The organism is Bradyrhizobium sp. 172 (assembly GCF_023101065.1).
GTDB classification, from domain to species: Bacteria; Pseudomonadota; Alphaproteobacteria; order Rhizobiales; family Xanthobacteraceae; genus Bradyrhizobium; species Bradyrhizobium canariense_D.
On sequence record NZ_CP064701.1, the window covers coordinates 4,921,346 to 4,935,208 of the forward strand.

Consider the following 13,863-nt stretch of genomic DNA (forward strand, 5'->3'; position numbering starts at 1 on the left):
TACAGACATCGCCAGCATAGCGCCGGCGCCGAGGGAGCGGGGCCGTCTTCTCCATCAATGGCCGGATGCGTGACGAGCTGCTCAACGAGACTCTCTTCTTCGATCTCGACGACGCCCGCGCCAAGATCGCCAATTGGGTTGCCGACTACAATCTTCAGCGGCCTCACTCGTGGCTGAAATACATGATCCCCGCGGCTTATGCCGCCCACCTCACCGCAACGGACGATCGGCTACGCAACCCCGACTAGCTCCGCCGATCGTCCGTTGCTCCAACCGCGCCACTTGGAGTACAAAACCCCGATGCTCTAACCGCGGCCGGATGAAAGTTCGGTGGCAGGTCACCCCCCTCACCCCTGCAACATCCGAAGTGTCCAGGTTCCTGAATTTGGTCCAGCAGGCGACCGTGACTAGATATCGCACGATGAATAAGCGGCAAACTAGCGGTTAAGAAAGAACCAATATCCTATTTCCGGAGTTGACTCATGCGCGATCCGAGCAAGCACGGTTATTGTTTGCGCCGAGGATGAGTTTAGAATCTGAGCCGGGACGACATGAAGGATCTCAGGCCACGATTGGAGAGGCTCCGAGCTGACGCCAGAGACTTTGCCCTTATGAGTCAGCGGGCGAAGGACGCAGAAAAGCACGAGCGCTTCAAGCGCTTGGCGGATGAACTCGCCATAGAAGCTCTCGAGCTTGAGCTGATCCTGAAACAAACAGAGCATTTGGATTCAAGCGCCCAGCACCAGGTCGTCGAGTTTAAACCGTCCTCTGAGAGGAAGCGCGGCTGACGGGGAGAAGACGCTAAGCGCCAGCTTATCTTCCTCATCCGCCCAGCGCATAACGAGTACATCATCCGAGAACGGCCGCCGCAGCACCTTGGCATCACCCCAAGACACGCGCACCCACACATCGCGCTCCTCATCCGTCGTCCGGATTGCCGGCATCGCCTTCGGATGGATCGCTCGACCACCGCGTTGAGTATCGGAGTCCCCGGCAGTCTGCGGGACGAGTGTCGACGCGGTGCCACTTCATCTATCTGCTCCGCGAGAGCTTGAAGATGCGCTCGCCCGATCAAGCGAGCCAACGCGGCTCTCGTTTCATGAAGACCGGAAGACCGGCCAGCGCTGGCAGCCAGGTCGCGGCGGCAGCTGATCTCTGGAACAGCGCTCAGGCCTCCACAAAATCAGCCAGTCATGCACTTGGCCGACTAATCGTCGCCCACAGGCGATGATCGTTGGGTATCTGCACGCGAACCCAGTGATAGGGCGTCCTGGACCACGGTTTGATCTGCGGCGTGAGATTGTCGAGGACGAGATCGCCGCTCCTGGTCCGCACGAGAAGCACCAAATGATGCTCTCCGGAACTAACGACGACCTCGCTCAACAGCAGGGCCCGCGCGGGCCAGCCCCGTTGCAGCAGTTCATGACGCTTGCTCACTGCGTAGTCGTTGCAATCACCGCTATCGGGGTTAACGATCCACTCCTCACCTGCAAGGCCAAGTTCATTAGGCTGCGGAGCAATGGCGCGGTTCACGGCGCGATTGACTGCTTTCAGCTCCGCCCACCGTTCCTTCGTCAACCGGATCGGCCCGCCGCGGAAGGAGCGCCGCGGGCGACATTCGGCCTCATAGCGCAGGCAAAACACCGTGTAAGTGAGGGGCGGAAGCGTCGGGCGTCCCAACTCGATGTGCGCAAGAGCCGCTTGCGGCGCCGTCGGCACGGTCAACAATGCCGCACGCGCCCACTGAACGCCTCCGATCATGACAGCTATGGCTGCCGCGATGACTGGGCCCGAGGTTCGCTGCATCTGCCGATCCCTCTGCGCACGCCAAACTGAGGTCGGTTCCACAGCCGGCGCGGCCGCCAGCCAACCGCGCGAAAATGCTTATTCCGCGTTATTATATTTAATATAATTCTATTTAATTAAAACCGCAATAATAAATTAACGAATTAAGTTTGGCGCCGAAGATCGTTTGCAAAGGGCTGCAGTGACGCCAGCGGTGCGCCTGAAAGGACGAATGCAAAGGATGAATGGGATGAGAAGCCTTGCGGCTCCGGTTGTTCTCGGTGGAAGGGCGCGGCAAGCGCGGCGCGGCGCGGACGTGGTTCGCCGATCCAGAGCCAGGGCAAGAACTCAACTGCCCATATAATTATAACTGTTGATTTAATTATTCACCGAGCCCAAACCGTCTCGCCCAGGCTTCTGCCACGGTCGATCCGTCGAAAGCAGCGCGATTTACTGCGGTTGATCAGGAGGTGGGTCGATCTCACCACGTTCGCCCCACTAAATCTCTTGCGGCGATCCGACATCTTCAGAACGCTGGTGTCGACTCTGCAAAGCAGACGGCAGACTCCGATCCGGCTTGTGACGCGCACTCGTCGGCCGGGCCCGCCCGCTGCCGATGCGTCCGGCCGCCCAGCCGTGCCTTCAGAGGCTGGCCGCAACGCCGGCGCCCACGGATAGGGCGCCGGCCTCGAATGCGCGCAGTCGAACGCTGCTATCTTCCGCGAGGACTCAGCGTTCCTTGAACACCCGCCCCGCCTGATCATGCGGCGGCTTGAGAAGGTAGGACAGCGCAGGGCGACGTTGCGTCTTGATGAAAATCTCGACCGGCATGCCAGACAAAAGCTTGGCCGACCCGAGTTTCACCAGCTCACGTCCGCAAGCTCTGCGTCGCCCTTGTTCAGTTGAATTTCTTTTTCGTCTTGAACATCAATGTTATGCGCAGCAATGGGCAAACTCTTGAGATTCCTCTTGCGGCGTGCGGAACATTCCCCTGGAAAAGCACTAACCGATTTGGACGTGGCAGAATTGCTGCGATGATGTCTGCCGGCGGCTGTTGCGTTAGGAAGATGGTCTCACCCGACCAATTAGGGTCCCAAGTTGGATTAGAATAAAAGACTGCCGTGTAATCACTGGGATCGGCTGAATCCAAATGAGCCGAACCTTCGCATCCGTATGGATAACCGTTTGCATAGCACCTCATCAGTGTGTGATCTTTGAAGATCGTTTCCTCCAAGAGGCTCCACATTTTCCAGATGATCGGAGCTTCGTTCAACAAGGCACCTGAACAATCTGACGTGTCAGCTTCGTCGTATCCCCCGGCAAAATGCTTGTACCAATAGCGATAACTGCCGGGTGCCTTGTATGACACTGCTCCGAATTTCCATGATGTATTTTGCAGATAGTCTTGAACGTCGGCCAACAATTGTTGTTCTAGGACATCATCATAAAGACGAATGACCGGGCTTTGTGAGTGTATGATGGACTGCGATGTCACTTGTCGAATAGCTCCTTGATCGCGAGCTCGGTGTTCGTTGATACAAAGCCTCGAGTACTGGTGCACTCGGGGCTGTGTCATTTCGTGTCCACCAAAGACTCAGCGCTCCTTGAATGCGCGCTCTGCCTGATCGTGCAGCGGCTTGAGCAGGTAGGATAGCGCGGTCCGACCTGCCGTCTTGATGAAGACCTCGACCGGCATGCCGGGCAACAGCTTGGCCGACCCGAGTTTCGCCAGCTCTTCCGGCTTCAGCAGGACACGGCCCGTGTAGTAACTGGTGCCGGCACGCTGATCCTGTGTAATGTCTGCCGAGACCATGCTGACCTCTCCGTCGATTTCGGGCGTGGTCTTCTGGTTGAACGCCGCGAAGCGCATTGTCGCGGTCTGCCCCATATAGACCTGGTCGATATCGCGCGGTGCGATCTTGACCTCGACCGCAAGCGAGTCCGCATCGGGCACGATCAGCATGATCTGCTCGCCTGGAGAGATCACACCTCCAACGGTGTGCACGCTCAACTCGTGGACGCGGCCGGTTTGCGGTGCCCTGATATCGACCCGGTTCAATTGATCGACGGCCGCAGTCTTGCGCTCGCTCAGCTCGGAGAGCTTCGATCGCGTTTCGATCAGATCCTTGCCAACTTCCGTCCGCAGGTCCTGATCGATCTGAATGGTCTGGAGTCCGATTTCGGCGATCTTGCCCTTCGATTGAGCAATCATTCCTGCCAGCTGGCTGCGCTCGCCTTCGAGGCGGGCGGAATCACGCTCGAGAGAATTGAGCCGCGTGATAGGCACCAGATTTTTTTGCCAGAGACTGCGCACGCCCTCCAGCTCCTGCCGGATAAATTCGACCTCCTTCTGCTTGGCCTCGGTCTGCCCCGTAAGGCCTTTGATCTCGTTTTCCAGCTGCGCGCTTTTCTCCTGCAACTGCGCTTTTTGGCCGCCCCGCGCCTGACGACGCAGCTCAAAGAGCTTTCGCTCCGCAGTGATCGCACGGCTCGCCTCGGAGTTGCTCTCCTTGGCCCGGTCGAGCAGCACCTTGGGAAAGACAGCGTGCTCGGCGCCATCGCGCTCGGCCTCCAGACGAGCCTGCCGCGCGAACAGCTCATCGAGGCTGTTGGTGACGATGGTGGCATTCGCGAGCGTCTGCGTCTCGTCGAGGCGGATCAAAATATCCCCTGCATTGACCCGCGCGCCCTCCCGCACGCGCAACTCTCCCACGATCCCACCGGTGGAGTGCTGAACCTTCTTGACGCTCGAATCCACCACGACGACGCCTTGGGCGATCACCGCGCCCGCCAATTGGGTGGTTGTCGCCCAGCCGCCGACCCCAAAGGTTACCAAACCAAACATGATCATACCCACGATCATGTAACGCTGGATGGATTGCATCGCCGGCGTCACCTGGCCATTCATCGGCCACCTCCTTGAGCTTCCGCGACGACCTTGAGCGGCGTGGGATTTCGCAACACTCTCTTGAGGACCTCCTCTCTCTTGCCGAAGGACTGCACCTTGCCTTCCCCGAGGCACAAGACATGGTCCACGCCTTCCAACGCCTTCGGTCGATGCGCAACAACGGCGACAATTCCGCCCCGACGGCGCACGTTCAAGATCGCCTCGGTCAAGGCGTCCTCGCCCTCGGCATCGAGATTGGAAGAGGGTTCATCAAGGACGACCAGGAACGGCTTGCCGTAAAAGGCGCGCGCGAGCCCGATACGCTGCCGCTGCCCTGCCGACAGCGCTAACCCTCCTTCGCCGATCTTCGTGCCGTAGCCGTCTGGAAGCGAGAGGATGAGATCGTGTGCGCCCGCGGCATGCGAAGCTTCCAGAACTGCGGCGGCCGTTGCCTGCGGATCGAACCGTGCAATGTTCATTGCAATGCTGCCGTCGAACAATTCGACGTCCTGAGGCAGATAACCGATGTGCTTGCCGAGGGCGTCCGAAGACCAGTGATCGAGCGAAGCGTTGTCGAGCCGGATCCTGCCTCGAATGCACGGCCACACTCCCACCAGCGCGCGTGCCAACGTCGATTTGCCGGACCCGCTCGGACCGATGATTCCAACGGCTTGCCCGCTCCGCAGCTGGAACGACACTTCACTGACGGTGGGCCTCTCCGAGTTCGGGGCGCCAATATAGAGGTGCTCGGCAGTGAGAGTTTCAACGGGCGCAGGCAATGCCAACCGCTCCTCCTCGCGAGGCAGAAGCTTCAGCAAGCGATCAAGCCTTTGCCCCGATTGCCGCGCGGCGACGAATCCTTTCCAGTTCGCGATGGCCATTTCGACGGGCGCCAGTGCCCGCGCGGTGAGGATCGATCCGGCAATGATGATGCCGGCTGTGGATTCCTGATTGATAACGAGGACGGCGCCCACGGCAAGAACCAGCGATTGCAAGATCGCCCGGAAGAGCTTGGAGGCACCACCGAGTCCGTTTGCGACATCGCTTGCCTGCTCATGGGCCGCGAGGTACTTCGCGTTGACATCCCGCCAACGTAAGCCCGCCTGTTGCCGCATGCCCATCGCCTGCAGGACCTCGGCATTTCGCCGCCCTTCGAGCGCCAGTGCGGTCCGCGAGACGGCGAGGCGCGAGGATGCCTTTGCCGGCCCTCGCGTACGTGTTTCCGTAAGTATCGTAATGCCGACTAGGACCAGCGCGCCGGCCAGCGCAGTCACGCCAATCCAGAAGTGAAAGAGGAAGCAGATGCCGAGATAGATCGGCATCCAGGGGAGATCGAAGAGCGCCGTCGGCCCTCCACTCGACAGGAAGCTGCGGACCTGATCGAGATCCCGCACCGGCTGCAAGCCATCGCCATCCGCTCTAGTCTTCAAAGGCAGGCGAACAAGCGAGTCGAATATGCGAATGCTGAGCCTTTCATCGAAATACCGGCCGACCCGGGAGCTGATCCTGCTCCTGACGAGATCGAGCCCGCCCTGGAACAGGTAAAGAACCGTAGCCAGAACCATCAAGGCTATCAGCGTCGGTATGCTGCGCCCGGGGAGCACCCGATCGTAGACTTGCAGCATGAAAAACGAGCCGGTGAGCATGAGGAGATTGCTCATCCCGCTGAAGGCCGCGAGAGCCCAGAAAATCCGGCGGCAAGACCGCAGGAAAGCCGACATCTCTGACTGCGACTCGTCATAGTCCTCCGCCGGCCCGGGTCGACCAGCGAATATCCGTTGCCGCAGGGCTTCGACCGAGCGCTTTGCCCAGCCGATCAGTTGCGGCGTCCGCAGTTCGGCGTCTTCCGCCCACTGCCGTCCGACCGCCCAGAGCTCTGATAGGTAAAGAAGTGGAATTCGATAGAGATTCGCGGGCGGGGGGAATGCCCCCCGCCGTCCAAAGTCAATCATGGTAGCCGCCCTTGAACCATGCCCTTGTCTGAAGATCCCCCAAGAGATCCCCAAGGCAGTTGTTGAGTACTACTCGGTGTGGATGCCCGTCCCTTACGCGAAGTGGAAGTCCTGGCTAGTCAACGAACCGACCTTCATGTTCTTCAGCGTGAGCGTGTCGCCCCCCGTCGCCGCGATGACGACGTCCTGGCCCGATTGGGTCGCATGGGAAAGAACACTCGCAAAGCTGTCGAACACGCTCTTGCTGAACTCGATCGTGTCGTGAGCAGGTCCGCTGGCAGCGAAGTCCTTGATGACATCGTTGCCGAAATTCGCGGCAAACGAGAAAGTGTCGGCCTTGCTGGTGCCAACCAAGACGTCATTGCCTGAAGTGCTCGTCTGTACGTTGCTGCTTGTCGAGTTCGAAGTCGCAGCGAGCTGAGTGGTGCTCGTGGACGACGTAGCTACGCTGGAAGCACCGATCTGACCGTCACCGTTGAGATCCTGATGGAAGCTCGTCTCAAGCGATTTAAGGCCAGGGTCCGTACCCGTCACGAAGCCACCCGACGTGGAGCCGGTCAGTGTGCTGACATGGGATACGTAGTTGCCGTTGTTGTCGGTGTTCCAGGCCGTGTAATAACCGCCGCCCTCCTTCCAGACAACCTGATAGCCCGTCGCCGTCTTCTCCGCACCAATCGGTGCCCAGGTGCCATCTGACCCGTCCACAAAATCCACGCCGTGATTCTTCAGCGAGGGCCCGGATCCGCTGCTGCCGTTGAGGTAATATTTGCCGTTGCTCTCAACGAGGCTTGTCGCACCATCCGACTCGATTTGCTTACCAGTAGTTGGCGACGTCGGTGTGGTTGGCGACGTCGGTGTGGTTGGCGACGTCGGTGTGGTTGGGGACGTCGGTGTGGAAGCACTGGAAGTACCGATCTGCCCGTCGCCGTTGAGATCCTGATGGAAGCTCGTCTCGAGCGATTTGAGGCCAGAGTCCGTACCCGACACGAAGCCGCCCGACGTGGAACCGGTCAGGGTGCTGACATGGGATACGTAGTTGCCGTTGTTGTCGGTGTTCCAGGCCGTGAACAGACCGGCGCCCTCCTTCCAGACAACCTGATAGCCCGTCGCCGTCTTCTCCGCGGCAATCGGTGCCCAAGTGCCATCTGACCCGTCTACAAAATCCACCCCCTTGTTCTTCAGCGTGGGGCCCGATCCGCTGCTGCCGTTGAGGTAATATTTGCCGTTGCTGCTCTCAACGAGAGTTGTCGCGCCATTCGACTCGATTTGCTTACCAGCAGTTGGCGACGTCGGTGCGGTTGGGGACGTCGGTGCGGATGGAGACGTCGAGGTGCCGGTGCTGGCCGTGACCACGGTGGACGCCGCGCTGGTGTTGCCTGCCGCATCCGTTGCCTTCGCGGTGAGGCTGTGCGAACCGGCCGCAAGGCCGCTGGTGGTATAGTTCCACACGCCACTGCTGTTGGCGGTTGCGGTCCCGATCTGGGTCGTGCCGTCGAACACCTTTACGACGCTGCTCGCTTCGGCACTGCCCGACATCACCACCTGATTGGCGCTGTTCACCGTATTGCTAGCAATGGTCGGCGCAGTCGGCGCTTTGGTATCGACGGTGACTGCCAACGCAGACGACGCCGCGCTGACCTGCCCCGACGCGCTGGTCGCCGTTGCGGTGAGCGTATGCTTTGCGTCAGTCAGGACCTTTGTGATGTAGTCCCAACTGCCGCTTGAGTTCGCAGTCGTTGAACCGATTTGGGTCGCACCGTCGTAGATCTTGACCGTGCTGCCGGCAGCAGCGGCACCCTTGAGCTCGATGGTATTGTCGTTGGTGATCTTGTCGCCAGCCGTGCCGCTGTCGGTCGAGAACGAAGCGATAGTGGGTGCATCCGGTACGGTGGGCGTGGTGGGCGCGGAGGGCGCAGTCCCCCCTTCAACCGGCCATGGGGGTGGAATAAGATCACCCGGAACGAGTTGACCATTCACGATTGTTGCGGAGCGTACGTTTTCCCACTGAGTGATGTGTATGGGCGAATTGGTTTCCTGAAAGACAAACGGCGCCGCCCCAAATGGTCCTACAAAATACACGTCTTTCATTGAGACGTAGATGTCATCCGCATCCGAGGCAATACGCAGGCCATACGGACCACCTTCGAACATCACATTATCGAAATTGAACGTTCCGCTATAACTATCTGCAATGAACATCCCAGCGGTCGCAGAAGTCTCGTGGGACACAATTGCCGAGTTTGTGATTGTCACATTGCCAGTGCTGCCGGGAGCATAGGCCTGAATACCATCGGCGTGGTCGGCCCCCTGTCCCGTCGTTTCAATGTACGAATTGTTGATGGTTATATCTCCGCTCCCCCCAATGCGCACGCCTTCCCTTGCGTCAATGCGGATGTGGTCGAGGTTGAACGAGCCAAAGCCTCCAACGACCGCATCGCCGCTGAAATCGGTAATACTTGCGTTCGAAAGCGTCCCGCCATCAGCAATGGCACCCCCACTCGAATTCGTAACGCCGCTAAACATCGGGTCGTCCCAGCTCAGAGGAATGGTCGCCATCTAGTTTTTCTCCTGGTAGCTTCGATTAGATTTGTTCTGGCACGCGCCCATTTCGATTTCCCCGAGCGACGATACCCCAAGTGCGACCCTGCTGGCGCAGCGCCGTTGGAACCGTCTTCTCGGTGGGCGGAGGCTTTTTTGCGACGACACGACGGCTCACCCAAGGTAATTTCTTAGCTGCCCTGGCAAAGTCGCATCGCACAAATTTAAATGCGGCGTTAATTCCTTAGTCCGATCAAGCACTCGTGCACCGCGTTGAAAGAGTCACACGGAGAACGAACGAAGATATACGCAAGTATGCTTGGATCGAAGGTGCGCCGTCACCGCCAGATGACAGCTCGCCAAGAGTGGCCGTCGACGCCTCTACAGCAGAAAATAAATTAAATATTCGATGGTCAAGATTATCTGCCGTCAGATACGTCCGCTGAGGGCTCGTCCGGCTGGAAGAATATGTGGGCGACGACCATTTCATCGTACGCATCTGGCGAAGGCCCCCGGCTAGGCCGCTTCGGGAAGGTTGATCGCGCTCAAGCTGGGTGAGCGACGCTTTGAGGCTGCCAATTCCAAGGCAGCAGTTCGTCAATGCGCTTGGCGGAGTGATCCGGTAGGCGCGCCAGCACGTCGGCAAGCCAAGCCTGCGGGTCGACGTCGTTGAGCTTTGCGGTGGCGATGAGGCTGTAGATGGCAGCAGCACGCCGGCCGCCCTCATCAGAGCCGGCGAAGGTCCAATTTTTTCGCCCGATGGCGACCGCCCGTAGCTCACGTTCAGCAGCATTGTTCGACATGCGAAGCCGTCCGTCATCAAGGAAGCGGCTAAATGCATCCCAGCGGCTGAGGCAGTAATTGATCGCCTTGGTCGTGTCGTTGTTCCTGGAGAGCTTGGCGCGCTGCGCGCGGAACCACGCTTCCAACTCATGGACCAAGGGCCGGCTACGTTCCTGGCGCACACGCAAACGCTCCCTGCGCAGGAAGTCTGTTGATCTCGCGCTCGATGGCGAACAGGACATCGATGCGCTTGACCGCCTCGGCCGCGATCGGCGCCTTGCTGAGCCGTGCGAGATCGAAGAACTTGCGCCTGCCGTGAGCCCAGCATGCGGCCTCGATGATCGGGCCGCCCTTGCGATTGACCTCGTAGAGCCTGCCAAAGCCGGCGTAGGCGTCGGCCTGCATCAGTCCGGCATAGCCCGCCAGATGCTGCTCCGGATGCGCACCGCCACGATCGGGCGAGTAGAAGAACACGGCCGCCGGCGGATCTGGGCCGGCAAACGGACGGTCGTCGCGCACGTAGGTCCAGAGCCGGCCGGTCCGGGTCTTGCCCTTGGCCAGGACTGGCACCGTGGTGTCATCCGCGTGGATGCGCTCGGCTGCGAAGACGTGGCTCCGGATCGCATTGACCAAAGACATCAGGCTTGGGGCGAAGGCACCTACCCAGTCCGCGAGCGTTGATACGTCGAGCTCGATGCCTTCACGCTGGTAGACGTCGCTCTGACGATGAAGCGGCAGGTGCAGGCCGTACTTGGCGAACAGGACATGAGCCAGCAGCTTGGGCCCTGCACGCCCACGCGCGATCGGGTGCGAGGGGGCCGGCGGCTGGGTAATCGCTTCGCAGGCCCGGCAGACGAGCTTCTCGCGCACGTGCTGGATCACCTTCCACTGGCGCGGAACGAGCTCCAGCATCTCGGTCACGTCCTCGCCGATTTTGCGCAATCGGCTGTCGCCGCAGCATGGGCAGGTGGCAGGCACCGGATAGATAATGCGCTCCCGCGGCAAATGCTCCGGCAGCGGCCGGCGGGCTGGCTTGCGGCGCTCGAACGATGGCACCGCAATCTTCTCGGCTGCCATCTGCGCCGCGGTCTCAGATTGCGCCGCGTTCTCCTCCAGGTTGGCGAGCTGTAGCTCGAGCTGGTCCAGCAATGCGCCTCGCTCGGAGGACTGTCCGAACTGCTCGTGCCGGAGCTTCTTGATCGTAAGTTTGAGCTTCTCGATCAGCAAGGCCCCCGCCTGGGCCTCGGCTTCTGCGACCAACCGGGCCGCTCGCTCGGCGCGCAGCATCGTCTGCAGGGTGGTCACATCGTCGGGAAGAGAATCATCAGCGCCCGTCGCCGACCAGAGAATCACAAGACGCGGTCTCTGTCCGAACCGCTGATCGCGCCACCGATTCAAATCCCAGCGATCAGCCCGCCGCCTCCGGTCGCCACGTATGTTGCGGCATCCGCCAGTCGATACCCTCCAGAAGGTAGCTAAGCTGGGCTGGGGTGATTGTCACGACGCCATCAGCCGACGATGGCCACAGGAAGCGGCCGCGCTCCAGCCGCTTGGCATAAAGCGACATGCCCAGTCCATCGTGCCAAAGGATCTTGACCAGTTTGCCGCTTCTGCCACGGAACACATAGAGGTCGCCGCCGTGCGGGTCTCGCTTAAAGGCTTCCTGCACCAGCAAGCCCAGCGAGTTCATGCCGCGACGCATGTCGGTGTGGCCGGTCGCAATCCACACCCGCACGCCCGACGCAATGGGGATCACCGCAGGCGTCCATCTGCCAGCGCCGCCACGGCCGCCTTCAGCGTCGCCGCGTCGACCGCGCCCGTGATCCGCATCCGAGCCCCGGCTGCAAACTCGATCTCGATCGACCCGCCGCCGCTGGCCGGCGTGACTGGACAAGGCGTCGGCCCTGATTCCGCGACCACCATCGCCGGTACGAAGCCAGGGTGATCGGCGGCATCCTTCGGCTCCGGTCGAAACGATCGTCGCCATCGCAGCAGCAATGAACGCGAAACACCATACCGCCGCGCTGTTGCCGCGACTTGGCGCGGCGCCTGTAAGCTCTCCAGGACGATCTTGAGCTTCTCGTCCTCGGACCAGCGCCGCCGCCGGCCCGTGTCCACCACCTCAAGCCGTTCGATTTGGGCACTGCGCCTATCACTGTCCATAAGGACAGTTCTCAACAACACGCCTCATTCGGCAAGGCGGCCTTCACCGGCTTTCAATTACCCACAAATTCTCCTCCGACCATGGCGCCCAGCGCGATGTCGGTGAGGCGTGACAGCCACGCCATATGACGGTATTGCCGGGCGGATCGCTGGCGCGGGCGAGATAACCGCCGAGCCTGGCGATCTTGATCAGGTAGTGCGAGAGCGTTTTCTGTCTTGCTTTTGGTTTGTCATTGACGAGGCGATCGAGCACGCCGATTTCAGTCGCGGTCAACGCGAGGGTTGGCGGCGCGTCTGGGGCGGAACGGTTGAGCATCGTCATCCAGAAGACCCGCCAACTCAGGATGCAAAGAGCGAGATTAGATTGGTCAGACGCTGGGCCGTCCTGAGCTTCGACTCCTCAGCTTTGCAGCCCGATTTGAGGATCTTGTGGAACACCTCGATCTTCCATCTCAAAGCATACCATTCCAGCTTCTCAATGGCGTCGGTGCGGGAGCCAACGGGCAGGTCGGTGATCAGCTTCCAATCGATCTTCTTTCTGTTTTTCGGCGTCCCGCGCTCTTCGGCATGGATCACCGTCAGGGTCAGAGCGGGATAGCGCTTCTGCTTTCCGATCGGTGGCAGGACGCGAATCTTGCGATACCTGATCTCAAGAACGGCTTGGTCGGGATCGCCGTTGCTGTCTCTGACTTCGATGCGATGGCGCCCTTTGACGGCGACCTCGTCCATTTCGTCGGCGATCGTGTGATCCCCGTCTCCAGCCAAGCGGTCGACGCAGGTCCTGATCAGAAAAAGAGTTCCGATCTCCTGTGCTGCGCAGAAAAGCTCGTAGATGTCGCTCTCGCGATCACCGATATGGATGCATCGTCCCGGATGATTCACGAGTTGCGTAGACTGCTTGAGATTTTCCAACCACCGGACGCTTTCCTTCTTCTCGATGGGAATCCGGCTCGGATTGATCTTCTTTTTAAGCGCTGCCGTCCCCTTGAATTTCTTCCGGGTCCAGAACTTAACGGCCGCCAACCCCAGCGGCACACCCTCGATTGTAACCGCGAGGCTCGAATGCATCAGGATGCCGCAAACCGTGTGCGATCTGAGGCGGCCCGCCTTATCCCGTCCACTGTTTATGCTCTTGGTGATGCCGATCGCTTCTGACTTCTCGCGTTGATAGCTGAACTCGGTTGTGTCGTGCAGCACAAGAACGAGACCTTCAGCGGCGGCGGCACGATCACGTGTCGATTGGAAATGGCCGGCCAGAATGTCCGCTTCGCTGACCCGGTCATTGGAGAAGAAGCGGTAGGCTGCCTTGGTATTCGCCCAATCCTGGTAGACGAGCGGAATGCTTTGTCCCATGGCGCTTCCAATCTGCGTGAGCAGTTTGCGGAATCTGTCGCCGAGCCGCGCGTCCCTAAACTCGCATCCACTACTCTCTCGATCAATCCAACAATCGCCTTCCAAGGACCGCAAACAGCCTTTTGCCGATCGATCCCTTAATGTCAGCCCCATAGAGCACCCCCTCGCGAATCAGGTGCTCAGCAAGGAATCACAAGTGATTCTTTCGATTCAAGATTTCGCCGATCAGCGGATCAGCCCGAGTGGTCAAAGTTATGGGTAATTGAAAGCTTCACCGGACGGTACATTTCATCTGCGGACAATCAAGAGCATAACCGTCGTTGATTTTCAGTTCGATGGCTGCTGGACGATATTAGACCGACAATCGCCATGCCGGCGGAGCCCTCCGCCATCTCAGCGAGT

At 59.8% G+C, this 13,863-nt stretch carries 12 protein-coding genes and 1 pseudogene; 2 read left to right on the forward strand and 11 right to left on the reverse strand.

Features of this window, described 5'->3' with window-relative positions; all coding sequences use genetic code 11:
• Positions 1 to 35: 35 nt before the first annotated feature.
• A pseudogene (locus IVB07_RS23910) lies at positions 36 to 323 on the forward strand (transposase); the annotation flags it as partial.
• A gap of 228 nt (positions 324 to 551) precedes the next feature.
• Entirely contained in the window at positions 552 to 788 is a 237-nt protein-coding gene (locus tag IVB07_RS23915) for a hypothetical protein (protein WP_018459943.1), read from the forward strand.
• Between the two features lie 403 nt (positions 789 to 1,191).
• Here the strand turns inward: IVB07_RS23915 and IVB07_RS23920 are convergent, their stop codons facing one another.
• From IVB07_RS23920 to IVB07_RS23965, 11 genes are all read right to left on the reverse strand, one after another.
• Positions 1,192 to 1,806: a transglutaminase-like cysteine peptidase gene (locus IVB07_RS23920; protein ID WP_018459944.1), complete on the reverse strand. Its 615-nt coding sequence runs from the start codon at positions 1,804 to 1,806 to the stop codon at positions 1,192 to 1,194.
• A 708-nt stretch (positions 1,807 to 2,514) separates the two neighbouring features.
• A complete protein-coding gene (locus tag IVB07_RS40450; protein ID WP_256374453.1) occupies positions 2,515 to 2,649 on the reverse strand; it encodes a hypothetical protein in 135 nt (44 codons plus the stop codon).
• A 34-nt stretch (positions 2,650 to 2,683) separates the two neighbouring features.
• Positions 2,684 to 3,280: a 2OG-Fe(II) oxygenase family protein gene (locus IVB07_RS23925; protein ID WP_157643133.1), complete on the reverse strand. Its 597-nt coding sequence runs from the start codon at positions 3,278 to 3,280 to the stop codon at positions 2,684 to 2,686.
• A 99-nt stretch (positions 3,281 to 3,379) separates the two neighbouring features.
• Entirely contained in the window at positions 3,380 to 4,693 is a 1,314-nt protein-coding gene (locus tag IVB07_RS23930) for an HlyD family type I secretion periplasmic adaptor subunit (RefSeq protein ID WP_018459946.1), read from the reverse strand.
• On the reverse strand, positions 4,690 to 6,624 hold the full coding sequence (locus IVB07_RS23935) for a type I secretion system permease/ATPase (RefSeq protein WP_247338536.1): 1,935 nt from the start codon (positions 6,622 to 6,624) through the stop codon (positions 4,690 to 4,692). The genes IVB07_RS23930 and IVB07_RS23935 overlap by 4 nt, the downstream gene beginning before the upstream one ends.
• Positions 6,625 to 6,717: 93 nt before the next feature.
• Positions 6,718 to 9,180, reverse strand: a complete 2,463-nt coding sequence (locus IVB07_RS23940; RefSeq protein WP_247363381.1) for an Ig-like domain-containing protein — start codon at positions 9,178 to 9,180, stop codon at positions 6,718 to 6,720.
• Between the two features lie 527 nt (positions 9,181 to 9,707).
• A protein-coding gene (locus IVB07_RS23945; protein WP_247338541.1) for an IS66 family transposase occupies positions 9,708 to 11,232 on the reverse strand; the annotation gives its coding sequence in 2 pieces (ribosomal slippage) (positions 9,708 to 10,142 and positions 10,144 to 11,232; 1,524 coding nt in all).
• A 121-nt stretch (positions 11,233 to 11,353) separates the two neighbouring features.
• Complete coding sequence (gene tnpB / locus IVB07_RS23950) at positions 11,354 to 11,701, reverse strand: IS66 family insertion sequence element accessory protein TnpB (protein WP_018456721.1); 348 nt, start codon at positions 11,699 to 11,701, stop codon at positions 11,354 to 11,356.
• Positions 11,698 to 12,108 carry a transposase gene (locus IVB07_RS23955; protein ID WP_026233229.1) on the reverse strand — a complete coding sequence of 137 codons (411 nt, stop codon included), beginning with the start codon at positions 12,106 to 12,108 and terminating at the stop codon, positions 11,698 to 11,700. Before IVB07_RS23955 ends, tnpB begins: the two co-directional genes overlap by 4 nt.
• A gap of 43 nt (positions 12,109 to 12,151) precedes the next feature.
• Complete coding sequence (locus tag IVB07_RS23960) at positions 12,152 to 12,430, reverse strand: hypothetical protein (RefSeq protein WP_247452512.1); 279 nt, start codon at positions 12,428 to 12,430, stop codon at positions 12,152 to 12,154.
• 17 nt (positions 12,431 to 12,447) lie between these two features.
• Positions 12,448 to 13,614 carry an IS4 family transposase gene (locus IVB07_RS23965; RefSeq protein ID WP_245288449.1) on the reverse strand — a complete coding sequence of 389 codons (1,167 nt, stop codon included), beginning with the start codon at positions 13,612 to 13,614 and terminating at the stop codon, positions 12,448 to 12,450.
• Between the last annotated feature and the right edge of the window lie 249 nt (positions 13,615 to 13,863).